Source organism: Gordonia sp. NPDC003422, assembly GCF_053588675.1.
The window spans coordinates 55477-73403 of record NZ_JBSFQL010000009.1; the positions used below are offsets into that span (position 1 = coordinate 55477).

Here is a 17927-nt window from a genome sequence, read left to right on the forward strand (position 1 = left end):
AGACATGACACCGGCCCGGCGTTCACCAGAACGCCGGGCCGAGTATCTGCGGTCAGTTCGAGGGCCGAGCCGCGCTACTGCGTGACGAGGTGCTCTTACCGGGGCACATCGCGCTCTTGACCTGATATGCCGACAGCAGGGTGCACACCGTCGCGTTCGAGAGCTTCCAGCGGCCGTCCTCGTAGACGATGGTCGCCTCGATCGGGGTGGGCGGGTTGCCCTCGGTGGTCACCTCGACCGACACGCGCGCCTTGTTCGGCCCCTGACGGATCGGCGGGTTGGTCACCTTGTAGGTGATGCCCGGATTCTCGTTCTTGGCCTCGACGAGCTTGTCGAAGATGTCCGGGTCCTTCTCGGCGCCCTCGACGAGCAGAACCTTCTGCGAGTTGGGGACGTTGGGGTCGAGGGCCTCGTTGATCATGGCCTCGATGGTCGCGGCCGATGGCGGCTTGCTGCCATCCGTGCGCTGATCAGCGGCACCGGTGCTGGCGGCCGACGATGTCGCCACAGTCGGCGGCGCATCACTGTCGTCGCTGCCGCAGGCGGCAACGCCCAGCAGTGCACCCGCGATCATGGTCGCGCTTACGAGTTTCGAAAACTTCAACGATCTCCCTCACTGTCGTGGTCTGCGGGTGGGTCCGTCCACCTCGGCGAGAGCCCACACCACTATGCCAAAAGTTCGCGAGGTGCCCAACAAACGCGGCCGCGCGGACCTCACCGCAACCCTTGACCGCAGGTGGATGATGATCTCCATGTCGAAGGAGAATCCGACCTTGCCCGACGAGACCGCGAATCCCGCAATCGGGACGATTGTGCTGATCAGCACGGGTGGAACGATCGCGTCGCAGGCCACCGCAGACGGCGCGGTCCCCACCCTCGACGCCGACGACATGCTGGTGGCCACCGACCTGTCGACGCCGGTGCGCACCGTCGACCTCATGTCGGTGGATTCCTCGGCACTGCGTGTGGCCGATCAGTACGCGATCGTCGCGGCCATCGTCGATGCGCTCGGCGACCCCACGGTGCGCGGCGTCGTGGTGACCCACGGCACAGACACCATGGAAGAGACTGCCTTCCTCGCGGATCTGTACGCCACCGACGAGCGGCCCGTGGTCTTCACCGGCGCACAGCGTCCGGCCGACCACCCCGACGCGGACGGACCGGCCAATGTCGCCGCAGCGCTCGCGCTCGCCTCGGACCCCGCCAATCGGAGTCGCGGTGTGCTCATCGCTCTGGGCGGCCATGTGGTCGCCGCGCGCGGAGCCTTCAAGGTGTCGACCACCGACCCCGTCGCCTTCGACACCGTCCGCGCCGACCTGCCGCGCCCAACGTTGGCGGGACCTGTCCCGTCGGGTCGGTTCGCGCGGGTCGACGCGTTCACGCTCTATCCCGGGGTCTCTCCAGGTTTGATCGCGGCCGCGGTGGCGCAGAACGCCGCCGGCATCGTGCTCGGCGGGACCGGATCGGCGAACTCGCATCCCGACATCACCGCCGAGGTCGCGCTGGCCGTGCAGCGTGGCGTCACCGTGGTGGTGACCTCACGAGTCCCGTACGGCGAGGTTCACGCGACCTATGGCGGTGGCGGCGGTGCGGTGGATCTCGAACGATCCGGCGCGATCGTGTCGCCGTGGCTGCGCGCACCTCAGGCACGAATGGCGCTTGTCGCGTTGCTGACCGCACAGGTTTCCCCGGCCGGGATCGCCGAGTTCTTCCGCAACTGATGCGGTCACCGAATCAACCCCGATGCCTGCGAAGGCAACCCGTTGCCTGAGCCTGGATCCGTGGAAGCGGAGCCAACCTTCGCTGCCTGAGGTGCTCGAGGCGCTAGCCGAGAGCACCTCAGGGAGCGGATGGGGGCATCGGCCAGCGCCCCGAGCACCCCGGGGAGCGGAAGTGGGGAGCGGAGGAAAGGCGGCCCGGTCACCGAACCATGGACGACCTGGCCCAATCAGGTTGCCGCCGAGCGCTATTCAGACTCCGCCACATCCGGCCAGTCGAGACTGGCCAGCGGGTCCCCGAGCGCGAGCGATTCGTCATCGAGCGTGAAGGTACGGGTACGGCCCGGACCGGTGGTGCGTGTCTCGAAGCGCACCGTGACCACGCCGTGGCCACTGCCCTGCACCCAACCGTGCCCGTAGTCGACGTGGAACACGTCTCTGCCTGGAACGAGATGAGCTGCGCGTGAGGTGTTCTCGGCCGACGGCTCAGCCGGCGGGTCCGCACCTTCCGGGGCAGCACCGTTCGGGGCAGCGTCCGACAGTGTGTCCTCGGCGTGGATCTGATCACCGTCGGCCGGGTCGACGAACAGTGCGTACTGCTGAACGTCGCTGAGTCCGGAATAGCCGACGCCGACGAGCCGGATCGGACCCACCGAGCGCGGATCGAGCGCCAAACGCTGTGCGGCACGGCCGAGTTCGTCGAGGTCGGTGGTGGCGGCGGAAAGAGTGGTCGAACGCGTCAGCACGGACATGTCCGACCGCTTGAGTTTCACCACGATCGTGCGCGCACCGCGTCCGTCTGAGAGCAATCGTCGGTGGGCATCGGTCGCGGCACGATCGATCGCATGCCGGAGATCGGCGAGTTCGACGATGTCGGTGGCGAAGGTGGATTCGGCGCTGATCTGCTTGGCCGAGGACCGTTCCGCGACCGGGCGGTCGTCGATGCCCTGTGCGAGCCGATGCAGCGCCGGACCCACCGTCGCACCCAGCACCGAGGACACCTCGATCGGCGACATCGCGGCAAGGTCGCCGATGGTGGCAATGCCCAACCTCGACAACTTGTCGCCGGAGACCGGTCCGATCCCCCAGAGCTTGCGCACCGGCAGCTCGTGGAGAAAGTCCATCTCCTTCGACGGCGGAATGACCATCACCCCATCGGGTTTGGCCAGCGTCGAGGCGATCTTCGCGATCTGTTTGCCGCTGCCCAGCCCGACCGACGCCGCCAGCCCGACCTCGGCCCGGATTCTCGCCCGGATGTGTTGGGCGAAGGCGGTTGCCGTCTGTGCGGTCGCGCCGATGAGCTCTTCCGGTTCGGCGAATGCCTCGTCGAAGGACAGCATCTCGATCACCGGAACCGCCTGGCGCACCAGAGCGAAGATGCGCGCACTGACCACCCGATACACGGCCCCACGCGGCGGAACCACCACCGCAGTCGGACCGACCAGGCGTCGGGCCTGATGCATCGGCATCGCGGACGACGCCCCGTAGGCGCGGGCCTCGTAGCTGGCACCGGCGACCACACCGCGCCCACCGGTTCCGCCGACCAGGACCGGACGTCCGCGCAGTGTCGGCCGGGTGAGTTGTTCCACCGAGGCGAAGAACGCATCCATGTCCAGGTGCATCACCCAGCGCGCGCTCCGCTCGTCGGGGGCGGTCGGCGATTCGTCGGGTGGCACCCCAGCATCGTATGACGGGCCTCTCAGCCCGCAATCGCGAAGACCGGCAGCTGGTGGGCATGGGCAGCGAGCTCCTCGTCGGTGGCGTCGACGGTGAGACCTTCCGGGAGGAACCGCTTGACCTCCCAGCCCCACTTCTTCAGGTACGCACGCAACACCGGCACCCGCTGGGCGGCCTCGATCTCGTGCAGGGCCACCGTGCGGCGCTTGCGGCCGCGACGCAGCTCCGCGGTTGCCGCCGCGCGCGCATTGCGGACCCACTGCGCCTCACCGCGAACCGCGACGAGGTACTCCCCTCCGTCGAACGTCAGCGGATTCACCGGCACACGCTGCGGTTGCCCGCTGACGCGTCCGACGACGGTAAGGGTTTCCGCGCCGGCCAGATTCACGCCACGGTCGGCGAGCCAGCGCACCGCGCGGCTGAAGGTGCGGTCGGAGCCGGCGGGCGGGATGTAGTGCGTGTCGTTCATGTCTGCCCCCTTGTGAGGTCGAAGTACTATGTCGAGAAATTGGAGAGCACCGCTCTCTTTTCCAAGTGTGCACCACGTGTCACGGCAAATCAAGAGCAGTGCTCTCGCTTTTCTGGCAGGATCTCCTCATGGGCACCACGACGAGAAGCAAACGGGCCGAGAACCGCGCAGCGATGGAGGCGGAGATCCGTCGACTCGGTCGCGAGCAGCTGACCACGTACGGCGCGGCAGGGTTGTCGCTGCGGGCCATCGCGCGCGATCTCGGCGTCGTCTCGTCCGCGGTCTACCGCTACGTGCCGTCCCGCGACGACCTGCTCACGCTGCTGGTCGTCGAGGCCTACACCGACCTGGCCGACACGGTCGACGCCGCGGCAGCGGCCGACGGGACCAATCGCGAGCGAATCCTGGCAATGGCTCTCGCGGTTCGGCGATGGGCAGTGGCCGATCCTGCCCGATGGGCGCTGTTGTACGGCAGCCCGGTTCCCGGATACGCGGCTCCGGCCGAACAGACGGTCGGGCCGGGCACACGTGTCGTCGGCGCGGTTCTCCGCCAACTCTCCGATGCGTACGACGCAAGTGCCCTACGGACTGACATCGATTGCCCCACAACGGTATCCACTGCGGAAATGGACGCCATCGGGACAGAATTCGACCTTCGCCTGCCACCCGGCCAGATGCTTGCCGCCACCACCATCTGGGCAACGCTGATCGGAGCGGTCAGCCTGGAGGTCTTCGGACAGTACGGTGCCGACACCTTCACCGACCCCGAATCACTGTTCGCAGCACAGATCGACCTCGCCCTGTCTCACCTGTTCGCCTGACCCACCTCAGTTCGCCGTGCACCCGAGCCGAATCGGAGAACGCGAGTGCTGCAGCACTCGCGTTCTCCAACCCAACTCGATTCCTGGGCACGTGGATGGTGTTGCCGCAGTTCAGGAGGCCGAAGGCAGTACTCTTCGAGTCAGCGAGCGATCTCCCGACGGTGCGCCAACCCCGCCAGCTTGTCCGGATTGCGCATCGCGTAGATCTCTTCGATCCGGCCGTCGACGACGTGGAACCAGAACACTCCGGCCAACTCACCGTCGAGGTGGACGACCAGCCCGGGCAGACCATTCACTGCCACGAGATCGGTGTCAAGGTCATGCTGCGCGCCTACGCGTGACATCCCTACCAGCAGTCGTGCGACGGCGTCGGCCCCATGGATCGGGCGACGAGCGGCGGTGGCCTTGCCGTCGCTGTCGGCGGTCCAGACCACGTCGGGTGCCAACACCTCCATCAACGGCCCCACCTCGCCGGTGGACGCCGCCATCAGGAAGGCCGCGGTCACATCGCCGACGACGGCAGCATCGGCGGGCTGATACCGGGGACGACGCGCCTCGACATGCTTGCGCGCCCGATGTGCCATCTGCCGCACCGCATCCGACGATCTGTCGAGCATCGACGCGATCTCGTCGTGGGAGAACCCGAAGACCTCACGAAGGACGAACACGGCACGCTCGTCCGCCGACAGCGACTCGAGCACCACGAGCATCGCGGTCGAGACCGATTCTGCGAGAACCACATCACGAGACGGATCGTGCTCGTCGAGCAGGATCGGCTCGGGCAGCCACGGCCCCACGTAGTCCTCCCGGCGGCGCGACCGGCTGCGTACCGCGTTGAGCGCCTGCCGAGTGACCACCTTTGCCAGATAGGCCTTTGTGTCCTGGATGCCGGACAGATCCGCGTCGGCCCAGCGCAGATAGCTCTCCTGCAGGACGTCGTCGGATTCCGTTGCGGTTCCGAGGATCTCGTAGGCAATCGTGAACAGAAGGGGACGCAGCTCGACGAAGAGACGAGCGTGCTCCTCGTCGGATGTCATGCCCTCACCTCGGAGGTGAGCGGCTCCCCGACCACGCGTTCCTGCCCACCGACCGACGGCATGAATCCCGGTCGGCGTGCCTCCATCCGAAGACCCCAGGCGACACTGCGGCACACCATCTCCTTGACAGCCGCACCGGTCCGCCCGGAGATCACGGTCCGACGTGGGGTGTCGTCACGGCGGGTGAGTTGTACGACCGCACCGTGGCGGCCGAGTGACATGCACTGCCCGACGAACGCGACCGACACCGGTGCCGGCTGCTTGCCGCGCAGCCGCGCGAGCACCGTGTCGGCGGCGTGCGGTCCGAGCTGGTTGGCCGCCTGGCAACTCATCCGAAATGGCTGCCCCGACGGTGCCACCGCGTCGCCGGCACCGACGATCCGCGGATCGTCGACGCTGGTCAGCGTCTCATCGGTGATCAGTCGGCCGAGCGCGTCGGTGGTGAGACCGCTGGCTGCCGCGATGCCGGGGACCCCGAACCCGGCAGCGAGGATCGTCGTTGTGCTCGGCAGGATCTGCGCTACGCCGTCGTCACCCACGATGGTGATCGTATCGGCAGCCACCGACGCGACGCGGTGTTCTTCGATCAGCTCGACACCGAGCTTGCGCAGCTTCGCCCGGGCGCGGCGTCGCGCGCGCGGCCCGAAGGACGTCGCCACCTCGCCGCGGCAGACCAGCCTGACCTGACGACCAGCCTCGCCCAACTCGGCGGACATCTCGATCCCGGTCAGTCCGCCACCCACGACGGTCGTCGGCGCATCCGGCAACGTTCCCTCGAGCCGACTCCGAAGTGCCTGTGCCGCTTCCCATTCACCGATGAGATAGCCGTGTTCGGCAGCTCCGGGAATGGTCGACGGCGCGACGCCCGTGGAGCCCACTGCATAGACAAGGTGGTCGTACGGCAACGCATCGCCCGACTCCAACTCCACCCGCCCGGCTGCGACGTCGATACGCGTCACCGCGTCGACGACGAGCCGCACCCGCTCACCGAGTACCGTGCCGTAGTCCACTGCGGCGTCGCCGGTACCGGTGGCCCACTGGTGCAACCGGATGCGATGCACGAACTGTGGGCGCGGGTTGATCAGGATGACCTGGGCACCGTCGTGGCCGGCGATCCGATTGGCGGCCATCGTGCCTGCGTAACCACCACCGACGACGACAACGGTGGATGACTGCGGTGTGCTCATGGTTGCTCCTCTTCTCGGCTGAGCGTGACAACCTCAAGACACCGCTACTCCATCGAATGTGACATCGAGCGGTCCAGATCACATATCCGGTCAGACGGCCGGTTCCGGAACCGGCGCCTCCCCCGCGGTGATCCGCTCCTTGGACAAGAAGGCAATTGCGCACACCAGCGCGAGCGCGAACACCGCGGTGGCGAGCCAGAATCCGACGGTGATGGCATCGGCCGCGTGCTGCGGGATCGGTGTGCGGGTTGCCTGATGTTCGACACCGAGCACGATCGACCCGATGATCGCGACGCCCAACGTCCCACCCAGTTGGCGGATCGTCTGCACGATGCCCGACGCCTGGCTCCGTTCGTCGGCGCTGACGCGGGACAGCGCATCGGTATTGCTGGGCGAAAACACCAGTCCGAGACCGAATCCCGTGATGATCATGCCCGGCACCTGGGCCGCGTAGTCGAGATGCGGGAGGGCCAGTGTCCAGCAGAGCATTCCGACGGTCGCGATCGCCAGACCGGTGATCACCGGCGGCCGGTTGCCGGCACGGTCGTACCACCGCCCGCCGATCTGGGCGGCGACGGTGATCGGCAGGATCAGCGGCAACGACGCCAGGCCGGCCTTCATCGGGCTCATGTGCAGGAGGTCCTGCAGGTAGAGAGTCGAGAACAGGATCGCCGACAGCAGCGAGAACTGGACGAGCCCGAGCGTCACGAGGTTCGCACTGAACGCACGACGCGCGAACATGCGGACCGCGACAAGCGGTGCAGCGCTGCGCCATTGAGTCACCACGAACGTGGTGGTAAGAACGAGGCCGGCCACCAGTGAGCCGATGGTCGCCACCGAGGTCCAGTGCCACGTGCTGCCCTGCTGCAGACCCAGCACTGTCAGCGACAGGCCGGTGACCAGCAGCACGGCCGCGCCCATGCTGACTTTCTCATCGCCGTTGCGCGTGTCGTCGGGGCGGGCGACGGCGACGAGGATCAGGGCGGCGACCCCGACCGGCACGTTCAGCCAGAACACGGCCCGCCAGCTGATCCACTCGGTGAGCGCCCCGCCGAGCAGCGGTCCGATCGCCAGAAAGATCTGCGACACACCGGCATACACCGCCATGGCCCGACCCCGCTCCGACACGGGAAAAGCGTCCATGACGATCTTCGCCGACACCGGCATCATCAGTGCGGCACCAAGACCCTGAACGGCGCGTGCGACGAGAATCCACGCTTCCCCACCGCCGCCTGGTGCGAGACCGCAGAAGATCGAGGCGACAAAGAAGACGGTCACACCGAGCCGGAAGCACGTGACCGCACCGTAGCGGCTGCCGAGTTTGCCGCCGAGGGCGACGCACGCCGCAATGGCCAGCACGTAGGCGTTGACCACCCACTGCTGCCCCGACGACGACAATCCGAGATCCCGGGTCATCGAGGGCAACGCCACGGTGACGACCGTCTGATCGAGCATGATCATCGACAACGCACCGGTCATCGCCAGCAGCGTCAGCCACCGGTTCCCGGCGAGTCGGGTGCGGCGTGGTGACAGGGCGCTCATCGCACACCGCCGACCACAGAACCCGTGCGGTTGGCAGCATGCGCCAGAACCCCGTCGAGCCAGTCGTAGACGACCGCGTCCCAGACCCGTTGTCCCAGACCGCCACAGTGACCGTCGACCCCCGACTCGGGGTCGGGCGCAAAGAGTTCCTTGGTGTCGACGGTGAGTGCGTCGAACAGATCCCGGCCCTGTCCACCGACCGGATCGTTCGGCGATTCGACGATCAAGGTGGGACAGCTGATCTCGGCGGCCCGGTCGATCATCGTGAAGCGCTTGAGTTCGTCGAGGTAGTCGGCGATGGTATCGAGACCGTGGCAGGCCATGCGTGAGGTGAAGAACTCGCGACGTTCGCGGCTGACCTTGCTGATCAGGGTCATCAGCGGTGCGGCGACGCGTTCCTTCCAGCCGCCGGGGATCTTTGCGCCCATATCCGGCTGCGCCGGATCGCACACCATCGCGGCCCACCGCGACTCTCCTGCGACACCGCGCGGGACGAGGTAGCCGGCAAACGAGCGGCCGACGGCGACCAGCCGATCGGTGTCGACGCCGGGAAGCGTCACCACCCGGTCGAGGATCTGGCCGAGCACCGATTCGTAGTCGGGGCGGAAATAGACACGGTCAAGGATGAGACTGGCACCCTGGCCCGGCCCCTCGACGCTGAGCACGTTGTATCCGCGAGCCAGCGCGCCCTGCGCGAACCCCCAACCCGACTCGGCGGTCGAATCGTAGCCGGCAGGCATGACGATCGTCGGGCGCGGTCGTTCGACGTCGGCCGACAGCCGGAACAGCCAGGCATGGATGTCGGTGCGTCGACCGTCGATGCCCGTGTAGGCGATCGACACGTTCTCGGCGACAATCGGGTTCGCGGTGTGCGGCAGCAATTCCATCGCCCGGCCGAACGTGGTCCGGTGCGCCGCGAACGCATCCTGTAGTCGTTGGTCGTCGAGGTCGGACCGCAGGTAGAAGAACGCCTGTCGGTAGTACTCCGACGCCCGCAGGTAGGCAAGGTGCGCGGTGACGAGGTGGCCCGCGGTGTGGGCGGTCTCCGCGGCGTCACGCACCGACTCGGCGCGGGCGATCCATTGCGAGTACCAGCGCTCCGGCCGGTACTTGCCGCCGATCGCGTGCGCGGTCGAGTAGGCCTCGCCGAGGTCGGCGGCGCCGACGGCGGAGGCCTGCAAGGTGCGGCTGAACTGTCCGTCGAACTCTTCGTTGGCAAATGCCAGTCTCGATGTCATGGGAATCTCCGTGGTTGTGGTGGTTGGCGCTGAGACCAGGACACCGCGGAGTCCTCACAAAGTGCTCACATGCCGACGAACCGCTCGTGATCGCCAGTGCGCATCGCCTCGCGAGCCGCCGCCGAGCCGGTTCGCCACCCCGCTTCGAAACCGGCGTTGTCCTTATCTCGGCAGCCTCGGATCGCGTCGTGGGTGAACGGAAGGCGCGGCCAGGCCATGCCGGCGTCGGTGGCGTAGGCGCGCGACACCGCGAACGAGTGGGCGGCGCGCGTGATCTCACCGCCCGCCGCAAGGTGATTTCCGCGTTGTTCGACGGTGTCGCAGATCTGCACGCCGCCCGCGTCGAGGTAGGCACGGAACGCCTGGTCGTTCCAGCGCAACCCCATGCGGGGGTCTCCGTCGAACAAGGACCCGATACCCATGACCACTGCCGCGAGATGCATCGCCAGCGGGTCGGCGCGTTCGGTGCTGAGTGCCAGCGCGGTGTGCGCGTGCTCCAGGCTCGCCGCCATCTCACCGGCCACCAGCTCACACAAAGCCGACGTCGCGGTGACGAGCGCGACGATTCCGTCCGACGCCGAGCTGAGCGAAGCGGCAGCTCGCGCGACGTAGTCTCCCGCGAGTGCGTGGTCGTCACCGACCCACGCGGCCAGGGCCAGGGATGCAAGTCGGATCGTTCTTCTCTCCGGGTCCCGGTCGCCGGCCACGACGATTCTCTCGACGTCGTCGAAGGTGTAGGAGGTCAGCAGCTCGTGCGCCTCCTCGGCGGATTGGCTGTAGGCCAGCGCAGACCCCAGCGACAGGGTGACCACCGCAGTCGTACGCGGTGTGCACGCACCGGTTGTACAGGTGGCGGCAGCGTGCCGAAGAAGCCGGATGCCGTCGGCCAGCCGACGCCGGAGGAACCAGAACGGGCCGAGCGACTCGAGCAGGTCAGCGTGCTCGTCGAGACGACCGGGGGCGGCGACGACGCTCTCCAGAAAGTCGAGAACGGTCTGCATGTCGATGTCGACCCGTTCGAGGTCTGACGCCGAGGCAGGCATGTCGGTCAGCAGCGGCGTCTGCGCGAGCATGGTCGCTACGCACGACAATTCACCGGACCATCTTCCGCCGGCTGCGCCCCCACCCGCCGGCTGAGGCGCGAGCCTGCGAGCCTCGAAGCCCGTGGTGAGATGACAATGTCGTCTCACCAGGCCCTTCGAGGCTCTCGGCTAGCGCCTCGAGCACCTCTGGGAGCGGAAGAACGGCTCGTCGCCAGCTGCTCCTCACACCTCAGGGAGCGGAGGGAGCAATCAGGCCTTGGTGACGTCGGCACTCACGTCGTCACCGAGTTCGATTGCTTCCGCACCGGACTCGGCGGCGTCGGCCACGTCGAACCGCACGGCAAGCACCTCACCGGCGATCAGGTCGGCATGGCGCTGCGCCCACGCGAGGCGCTCGGTGGGCACAACGAGTCGGACCTCGATGCGATCGGACACGTCCAGGCCGAGGGTGCGTCGGGCGTCCTGGAGTTCGCGGACACGGTCCTTGGCCCAGCCCTCGGACTCCAGTTCTTCGGTGACGGCGGTGTCGAGCACCACGAGACCACGTCCGCCTGGAAGCTCGGCAGTCGAATCTGGTTCGACCGCAACGAGTTTGCGCGAGTACTCACCCTCGACGAGGTCGATGCCGTCGGCGCTGACCACGTCCGTGCCGTCGGCATCCGCACGCACCGACCAGTTTCCGGCCTTGACCGCCTTGATGACCCGCTGCACATCCTTGCCCAGACGCGGGCCCGCCGCGCGCGCGTTGACCACCAGCTCGAATCGCCCGTAGTCGGCGGTGTCGGTCGAGAGAGTGACGTCCTTGACGTTCATCTCGTCGGCGATGAGGCCGGTGAACGGGCGCAGCCGATCCGCGGTCGGCGACGCAACGGTCAAGCGCGGCAAGGGAAGCCGCACCCGCAGCTTGTTGGCCTTGCGGACGCTCGACGCCGTCGAGCACACCTGCTGCACGTCGTCCATGGCCGCGACGAGGTCGGCATCGGCGGGCAGTTCCTCGGCCGAGGGCCAATCCGTCAAGTGGACCGACCGCTGCCCGGTCAGCCCGCGCCAGATCGCCTCGGTCGCCAGCGGCAACAGCGGAGCCGCCAGCCGGCAGGCCACCTCGAGCACCGTGTACAGCGTGTCGAAGGCATCCGGATCGGCGTCCTGACCCGACCAGAACCGTGAACGGGAGCGTCGCACATACCAATTGGTCAGGGACTCCACCAATTCGCGGAACGACTCGCACGCACCGGCGATGTCGTAGACGTCGAGCGCCTCCGTCATGGTGTCCCGGGTCACCGCGAGCTTGGCCAAAATGTAGCGGTCCAGCACATGCGTCGAATCCGTCCGCCATGTGGCGGGACGCTCGGCGTACAACTGCAGGAAGCTGTAGCTGTTCCACAACGGCAGCAACGCCTGTCGGACACCCTCGCGGATGCCGCGTTCGGTCACCACCAGGTTGCCGCCGCGCAGCACCGGCGAGGCCATCAGGAACCAGCGCATCGCGTCCGAGCCGTCGCGGTCGAAGACCTCGTTGACATCGGGGTAGTTGCGCTTGGACTTCGACATCTTCTGTCCGTCGTCACCGAGGACGATGCCGTGCGCGATCACGCTCTTGAACGCCGGGCGGTCGAACAGCGCGGTGGCCAGGACATGCAGGTTGTAGAACCAGCCACGCGTCTGACCGTTGTATTCGACGATGAAGTCGCCCGGGTTGTGCGCCGGGGTGAGGTCATTCCCGTGACATTCCCCCGTCGCTTCGCTCGCCCCGTCGAACCACGCCGCATTCTCGAACGGGTAATGCACCTGCGCATACGGCATCGAACCGGACTCGAACCAGCAGTCGAGCACCTCGGGCACCCGACGCATCGTCGACCTGCCGGTCGGGTCGTCGGGGTTGGGCCGGGTCAGCTCGTCGATGTACGGGCGATGCAGATTGGCCGGACGCACGCCGAAGTCGCGTTCGAGGTCGTCGATCGAGCCGTATACGTCGATGCGCGGGTACTCGGGATCGTCGGAGATCCATACCGGGATCGGCGCTCCCCAGAAGCGGTTACGGCTGATGTTCCAGTCCCGGGCACCTTCGAGCCACTTGCCGAACTGCCCGTCGCGGATGTGTTCCGGAGACCAGACGATCTGCTTGTTCAGCTCGATCATCCGGTCCTTGATCGGATCGACCGCGACAAACCACGACGGAACCGCCATGTAGATCAACGGCTTTCCCGATCGCCAGGAGTGCGGATAGGAGTGCTCGATGGTCTCGTGGCGCACGATCTTGTCGGCACCCTTGAGATCCTTGATGATCACCGGGTTGGCGTCGAAGACCATCAGGCCCTCGTACGGCGGCACCTGCGCGGTGAAGCGTCCGCCCGGATCGAGCGGCTGCACCACCTCGATGCCGTTGGCGGTGGCCAGCTCCATGTCCTCTTCACCGAAAGCCGGTGCGAGGTGCACGATTCCGGTACCGCTGTCGGTGGTGACGTAGTCACCCAACAGGGTCCGGTGCGCGTTCGTATGACCCGTGAAGAAGTCGAACGGCGGTTCGTAGGAGAGGTTCTCGAGGTCGCGACCCTGGTACGTCCCCAACACTTCCGGTTCGGCGATCTCCTTGGCGTAGCTGCCCAGCAGCGCCTCGGCGAGCAGATACTGCTGTCCGTCGGCGGCCTTCACATGCACGTACGTGATCTCGGGATTGACGGCGATGGCGAGGTTCGACGGCAGGGTCCACGGAGTCGTCGTCCAGATGAGGGCGTTGACGCCATCGAGCGGCGAACCGGGCGCACGCAAGGGCATCCGCACGGTGACGGCCGGGTCCTGACGCATCCGGTAGGCGTCGTCGAGCTTCGATTCCTGGTTGCTCAGCGGCGTCTGCTCATACCAGCTGTAGGGCAGCACCCGGTAGCCCTGATAGATCAATCCCTTGTCATGGAGTCGCTTGAAAGCCCACATCACCGACTCCATGAAGTCGATGTCGAGCGTCTTGTAGTCGTTGTCGAAGTCCACCCAGCGCGCCTGCCGGGTCACGTAGTCACGCCACTCACCGGTGTAGCGCAGCACGGAATCGCGGCAGAAGTCGTTGAACTTCTCGACGCCCATCTTCTCGATCTCGGCCTTGTCGGTGATCCCGAGTTGACGCTCGGCCTCCAGTTCGGCCGGCAGACCGTGGGTGTCCCAGCCGAAGCGTCGTTCGACGCGCTTCCCGAGCATGGTCTGGTAGCGCGGGACGACGTCCTTGACGTAGCCGGTGAGCAGGTGGCCGTAATGCGGGAGTCCGTTGGCGAACGGCGGGCCGTCGTAGAACACGAACTCTTCGGCGTCGGCACGATTCACGATCGATGCGGCGAAGGTGTCGTCGGAATCCCAATAGCGCAGGACGTGCTGCTCGACGTCGGGGAAGGACGGAGCGCTGCGTCCGGTGCCGTCGGTCATGTCGACCAGCGGGTACACCCGTTGGGATTGTGCTGCGTTGTCCGCATGGGGGCTGTCCGCGTCGCTCACGGTAGGTCTCCTCGTGCCAGTCGTATCGGGCACGGGGACGCACACCTGAGGTCTGCGCGGTACCACCCCGCTTGCGCCGGCCGGGGCCGACGCCGCTCATGAACCATCATGGTTCGGTGGCTGTCACGGGCCACTCCCGCCTGGTTCTACTGGGAATCGCGAAAATCAGCCGCGAGTCTGTTCTTCCAGGTGCTCCCCGGTGATGGCCGGATCAATGCGCAGTCCAGTGTAGCGACCGCTCGCCGTCGGTAGCCAATCCATCTATCAGTCGAGTGGCGGACGCCAATTGGGATCGAGCGGGTCGAACTTGGGCTTCGGTTGAGGTTGCTCTGGGCGCCGCGGCGCGGACCCCGGAGACATCGGGGGCATCTGGGGCGGCCCAGATCGGTTCCCCGGCGGCCGAGCGCCCGGCGGAGGACCATAACCGCCCGCTGGACGAGGCGGCGGTGGAGATGTCCTCTGGGGAGGCAACTCGCCGCCCACGGATCGCAGGTAGTCCTGCAGTCCACCTTCTCGGGGAGGTTCGGGACTCGGCTCGGCCGGCAATGCTGCGTGTCGGCCGCTGTCGGTGCCTTCGTCTCCGCGGATTCCCGCTGTACCGGGCGACGCCACATCCGGCTCGGATTCGACCGGATGAGAATCGCCGCGGTCCGAGTCGTGCGGTACGCGGCTCTCGCCCCCATCGCGATCGTCTTGATCCGGTTCGTCGTCCCCGGCGCCCGGCACCATCTCTTCGATGGACCGAGACCCACGGCGACCCGAACCGATCACATCGACCAGCAGGAAGGCCAGCCCGACGAGGCAGATGACGATACAGGCGACGGCAAGCCACACCTGACCGGTGATCAGACCGAGGACGAGCAACACGAACCCGACGAGGGTCGCGGCCAAAGCCAAGGTCAGCACGTCACCTGCCTAGTCTGTGTTCGACGCGAGCTCAGCTCGGCGAGTAACTGCTGTACCCACCGCTGCCCGGGTCACTCGAGAACGACGCGTCGGGACGTCCGTTCTCCACCGGCGCGGCGCTGCCACGCTGCTGCAGCTCTTCGAGCTGAGACTCCAGGTAGGTCTTCAGGCGGGTACGGTACTCGCGCTCGAACGTCTTGAGCTGCTCGATGCGGCCTTCGAGAACACCACGCTGCTGATTGATCGTGCCCATGATCTCGCTGTGCTTGCGCTCGGCGTCGCTCTGCAGTGCGTCGGCCCGCTCTTGAGCCTGTCGGAGCTGAGCCTCCGACCGGGTCTGCGCGTCGGCGAGGATCGCCTCGGAGCGCTGGCGCGCGTCGGCCAGCATGCTGTCGGACTTGGTCTGCGCCTCCGAGACCATCGCGTCGGCCCGCGAGTGGGCGTCGGCGAGCAGTGCGTCGGCGTCGGCGCGTGCGCTTCCGGTGAGACGATCTGCGGTGTCCTGGGCCAGCGCCAGCACGCGCGCGGCGCGGACGTTGGAGTCGTCGTCCACCGGCGCGACGGGTGCTGCGACCGGGGCCGGAGCAGGAGTCGGTTCGGGGGTGGCGACGGCGAACGCCTGAGTACGGTCGTCGGTCGTCGGCGTACCGCCCGACGACTTGGCGTCGGCCAGCTCGCCTTCGAGCTCTTCGACGCGCTGTTTCAGATCCGAGTTCTCCTCGATGAGGCGCGCCAGCTCCGCCTCGACGAAGTCGAGGAACTGGTCTACTTCGTCCTCGTTGTAGCCGCGCTTACCGATAGGCGGTTTGCTGAACGCGACGTTGTGCACATCAGCTGGTGTCAGCCGCATGTCGGTTCCCCTCATGTCGTTTGGAGCTTGTCTTCAGTTTGCGGGACGCGCAGCCCGGGCGGGCCGGGTCGCCGGATCCATGTGTCCGGTCTCTCGACCCATTCTCCAGGCTGCACTACTCATACATACCAGTCAAAATCTGTAACTGGCGTCCCATCCTGTCACATCCGAACCGTTCGTTGCAGTGCTTCGATGCGCTCTCGCAATGAAACGGTCACTCGATGATGACATTTAACGGTAGAACATCACACCATTCGCACGATAGCCACCTGGGATTTCGAGGTCGACCAATCGTGGTACGGGAGTACCGATCGTCGGCATGAATGTGCCGACAGCAGGTTTCAGATCAGGCCGGTTGCCATCGCAAGAGCCGACGCCATTGCTTGATTGCGCAGGCCAGACACGATGTTCATGGCGATGATGACGACGATCATCACGATCATCAGGGAAAGATCGAGCCGGACCGGGCCCAACGGAATCGGGGGCAGTACGCGGCGAAGCGCTTTGATCGGCGGGTCGGTGCTCGTGAAGATCACTTCGAGAATGATCACCGTCACACCGGTCGGGCGCCATTCGCGAGCAAAAGTTCGCACCAGTTCCACCACGAGCCGAGCCAACAGGAGCAGCCAGAAGATCAGCAAGAGGAAATACAAGACACCCCAGATAACCGCCACACGTCAAGATTGCCTGAAAAGTCGGACAGAGGGCGAATCGGCCACGTCGTCGCAGGTCAGTACTCACCAGAAGTCGGGCGACTGTTAGGGCGCGGCCGCGCGTGAGGTCACCTTCGCTCACGGGAGGCCGATCTCCGCCGGCACAAAAGTAGGGGAAGAAACTCGTCCCCTACTTCTGGAGTCCTCCCCGCGAATTTTCTCGCGGACGACTCAACAAGCAGGGGCAGAAAGTAGGGGAAGAACCTTTCCCTACCCTTGGTGTCCTCCCCTAGAAGATCCTCGCGGACGACTGTGAACCTCGGGGAAGAAGTTCTTCCCCTAGATTTTGCGAGCACGGCACCGACGCATTTCCCCAGCTCACGGGGACGGTCACCGACCTCGTCGAGTGAGGCCGACGGAAGTCTGTACGCACCAGGCCGGCCAAGTGGATTGTCCACTTGGCCGGCCTGGTGGGTACAGATTGCGGAGGTCAGGGACCCGAGTCAGCTGTGGTTGTAGAAACCGGTCTCGGCGATCTTTCGACGATCCTCTGCCGAGACATCGACGTCGGCCGGCGACAGGAGGAACACCTTGGTGGCGACCTTGTCGAACGATCCGCGCAGTGCGAAGGCCAGTCCGGCGGCGAAGTCGACGAGGCGCTTGGCGTCGTCGTTGCTCATGTCGACGAGGTCCATGATGACGGGGTTGCCGTCGCGGAAGCGCTCACCGATCGTGCGTGCCTCGCTGTAGTCCGACGGGCGCAGCGTGGTGATCTTCTGCAGCGGGCTGTCGGCGAACACCCGCTCGAGCTCGGCACGCTGTTCGGCGCTCATCGGCCGCGATCCGGCGGCGGAGCGCAGCGCCGAGTTGCTCGAACGCTGCAGCGGCTCGAGGCGGCCGCCGCGCATGTCGGCGGTCGGGCGGACCCGATCCATGGACTCGGCGGTCGGACGTGCGCCGGCATAGGCGTACTCGGGTTCGTATCCGCCGGCGAAACGACGGTCCTCGACGTAGGCGAGGTCGGCGTCGCGGTATCCGACCGCCCGCAGCGGCTCACCGTAGCCGGGTTCATAACCGCCGTCGCCCGCGTAGTAATCGTCGCGGTAGTCATCCCGGTAATCGTCGGCCCCGCGATAATCGTCCCGGTAACCGCGCTGCGAGCCGCGCATGGGCGGAACCGACTCGTCGAGGTAGTCATCCTCGTACTCGCTCGGCGGCACCATGCCGAAATATGCCTTGAACTTCTGCATCGTGGTCATGTCGGCCTCCCTGTCGTGCGACTCCGCTGCGCAGCCGTGCCTGTGTT

15 protein-coding genes are annotated in these 17927 nt (G+C 66.5%); 2 read left to right on the forward strand and 13 right to left on the reverse strand.

What is annotated here, in order from left to right:
* Positions 1–52: 52 nt before the first annotated feature.
* Positions 53–574, reverse strand: a complete 522-nt coding sequence (locus tag ACWDTF_RS09780) for a hypothetical protein (protein WP_355274418.1) — start codon at positions 572–574, stop codon at positions 53–55.
* Between the two features lie 178 nt (positions 575–752).
* Here ACWDTF_RS09780 and ACWDTF_RS09785 point away from each other — a divergent pair, with 178 nt between their 5' ends.
* The gene (locus ACWDTF_RS09785; protein ID WP_355274334.1) at positions 753–1721 is read left to right on the forward strand and encodes an asparaginase; all 969 of its coding nucleotides are present in this window, start codon (positions 753–755) and stop codon (positions 1719–1721) included.
* 245 nt (positions 1722–1966) lie between these two features.
* Here the strand turns inward: ACWDTF_RS09785 and ACWDTF_RS09790 are convergent, their stop codons facing one another.
* Both ACWDTF_RS09790 and ACWDTF_RS09795 read right to left on the reverse strand, forming a co-directional pair.
* On the reverse strand, positions 1967–3340 hold the full coding sequence (locus tag ACWDTF_RS09790; protein ID WP_240856055.1) for a DNA polymerase IV: 1374 nt from the start codon (positions 3338–3340) through the stop codon (positions 1967–1969).
* 77 nt (positions 3341–3417) lie between these two features.
* On the reverse strand, positions 3418–3864 hold the full coding sequence (locus ACWDTF_RS09795) for a nitroreductase/quinone reductase family protein (protein ID WP_240855987.1): 447 nt from the start codon (positions 3862–3864) through the stop codon (positions 3418–3420).
* A gap of 128 nt (positions 3865–3992) precedes the next feature.
* Here ACWDTF_RS09795 and ACWDTF_RS09800 point away from each other — a divergent pair, with 128 nt between their 5' ends.
* Positions 3993–4685 carry a TetR/AcrR family transcriptional regulator gene (locus ACWDTF_RS09800; RefSeq protein WP_355274331.1) on the forward strand — a complete coding sequence of 231 codons (693 nt, stop codon included), beginning with the start codon at positions 3993–3995 and terminating at the stop codon, positions 4683–4685.
* 140 nt (positions 4686–4825) lie between these two features.
* Here ACWDTF_RS09800 and sigJ read toward each other — a convergent pair whose 3' ends face one another.
* The 10 genes from sigJ to ACWDTF_RS09850 form a co-directional block, all read right to left on the reverse strand.
* A complete protein-coding gene (gene sigJ, locus ACWDTF_RS09805; RefSeq protein ID WP_240855991.1) occupies positions 4826–5722 on the reverse strand; it encodes an RNA polymerase sigma factor SigJ in 897 nt (298 codons plus the stop codon).
* The gene (locus ACWDTF_RS09810; RefSeq protein ID WP_240855992.1) at positions 5719–6909 is read right to left on the reverse strand and encodes an NAD(P)/FAD-dependent oxidoreductase; all 1191 of its coding nucleotides are present in this window, start codon (positions 6907–6909) and stop codon (positions 5719–5721) included. The genes sigJ and ACWDTF_RS09810 overlap by 4 nt, the downstream gene beginning before the upstream one ends.
* 90 nt (positions 6910–6999) lie before the next feature.
* Positions 7000–8451: an MFS transporter gene (locus tag ACWDTF_RS09815; protein ID WP_449754328.1), complete on the reverse strand. Its 1452-nt coding sequence runs from the start codon at positions 8449–8451 to the stop codon at positions 7000–7002.
* The gene (locus tag ACWDTF_RS09820) at positions 8448–9689 is read right to left on the reverse strand and encodes an alpha/beta hydrolase family protein (RefSeq protein WP_355274325.1); all 1242 of its coding nucleotides are present in this window, start codon (positions 9687–9689) and stop codon (positions 8448–8450) included. The genes ACWDTF_RS09815 and ACWDTF_RS09820 overlap by 4 nt, the downstream gene beginning before the upstream one ends.
* A 65-nt stretch (positions 9690–9754) precedes the next feature.
* Positions 9755–10762, reverse strand: a complete 1008-nt coding sequence (locus ACWDTF_RS09825) for a hypothetical protein (protein WP_449754329.1) — start codon at positions 10760–10762, stop codon at positions 9755–9757.
* A 219-nt stretch (positions 10763–10981) separates the two neighbouring features.
* Positions 10982–14143, reverse strand: a complete 3162-nt coding sequence (ileS, locus tag ACWDTF_RS09830) for an isoleucine--tRNA ligase (RefSeq protein ID WP_449754344.1) — start codon at positions 14141–14143, stop codon at positions 10982–10984.
* Positions 14144–14476: 333 nt separating this feature from the next.
* Positions 14477–15118: a hypothetical protein gene (locus ACWDTF_RS09835; protein WP_240855996.1), complete on the reverse strand. Its 642-nt coding sequence runs from the start codon at positions 15116–15118 to the stop codon at positions 14477–14479.
* A 31-nt stretch (positions 15119–15149) separates the two neighbouring features.
* The gene (gene wag31, locus ACWDTF_RS09840) at positions 15150–15968 is read right to left on the reverse strand and encodes a DivIVA-like cell division protein Wag31 (protein WP_355274412.1); all 819 of its coding nucleotides are present in this window, start codon (positions 15966–15968) and stop codon (positions 15150–15152) included.
* 341 nt (positions 15969–16309) lie between these two features.
* Positions 16310–16642 (reverse strand): YggT family protein, encoded by a 333-nt coding sequence (locus ACWDTF_RS09845; RefSeq protein WP_240855998.1) that lies wholly within the window; start codon positions 16640–16642, stop codon positions 16310–16312.
* A gap of 482 nt (positions 16643–17124) precedes the next feature.
* Positions 17125–17880, reverse strand: coding sequence for a cell division protein SepF (locus tag ACWDTF_RS09850; RefSeq protein WP_240855999.1), 756 nt, complete (start codon positions 17878–17880; stop codon positions 17125–17127).
* Positions 17881–17927 lie beyond the last annotated feature (47 nt).